Consider the following 1,198-nt stretch of genomic DNA (forward strand, 5'->3'; position numbering starts at 1 on the left):
TTGTAACTCCAAAATAGAAATGTCCGGTTTCTCCAAAGTAAAAATGTCCGCTTTTAGAATATGCGCTGTTGCAATTTTCTTAGCGGACGGTTTGATATGTTGGTGTCTATGTCGGATAAAGAACTTAAACGATTGTCGGTCTTGCAAGAAATCTGTGATCAACGCATAACCCAGCCCCAGGCTGCTCAGCTACTTCATATTTCAGAACGTCAGATCAGACGTTTATTGCAAAAATACAAAACTCAAGGTCCAACTGCATTAGCCCATGCTGCACGTGGCCAAATCAGCAATTCCAGGCTTCCTGAAGAGCTCAGACTCAAGTGCCTCAATCTGGTCGCTGAACAATTCCATGGTTTCGGACCCACTTTAGCGCATGAAAAGCTCACCACCGTTCATGGCTTTGATATTTCAGTTGAAACACTGCGTTCCTGGATGATTGCAGCAGATCTGTGGATTCCTCGCGCCAAGCGCCTGAAACGCCCGTATCAGCCTCGTTACAACCGGGATTGCTTTGGTGAACTGATCCAAATTGATGGCTCACACCATGACTGGTTTGAAGGACGCGCTGCTAAGTGCTGTTTGCTGGTGTTTATCGATGATGCGACAGGAAAATTGCAGCATTTACGCTTCTGTGAATCAGAATCAACCTTTGACTATATGATTTCAACACGTTTATATGTCGAACAGCACGGTAAGCCTTTAGCGTTTTACAGCGACAAACATTCAGTCTTTAGAGTGAATCAAAGCAGCAAGAAAGACACCAAGATTACCCAGTTTGGACGTGTACTCAGCACCCTCAATATCGATATCATCTTCGCCAATTCACCACAGGCCAAAGGCCGTGTAGAACGGGCGAATAGAACGCTTCAGGACCGTCTGATCAAAGAAATGCGCTTGGAAGGCATCTGTTCGATTGAGCAAGCTAATGCCTGGCTACCCTGCTTCATTGAGCAGTTCAATCAGAAGTTCGCCAAGATGGCTTTTAATCCTAAGAATCTACATCGGCCTATCACTGAAACAGCCGAAGAATTAGATGATATTTTTACTTGGCGTGAACCCCGCAGAGTCACCAATAGCCTGACGATTACTTATGATAAATGCGTATATCTCCTGGAAAACACCGAAGAAAATCAAAGGTTGATCGGTAAGTATCTTGAGTTCCTGGAATACCCGGATGGTACTGTAGCCCTCATGCATG

At 44.9% G+C, this 1,198-nt stretch carries 1 protein-coding gene; it reads left to right on the plus strand.

Annotated elements, in window-relative coordinates; genetic code table 11:
* Positions 1-108: 108 nt before the first annotated feature.
* Positions 109-1,198 (plus strand): ISNCY family transposase (locus FTV12_RS16360; RefSeq protein WP_180034344.1); only part of this gene is annotated, 1,090 nt, incomplete at its 3' end.

It is taken from the genome of Acinetobacter sp. YH12233, assembly GCF_013417725.1.
Lineage (GTDB): Bacteria > Pseudomonadota > Gammaproteobacteria > Pseudomonadales > Moraxellaceae > Acinetobacter.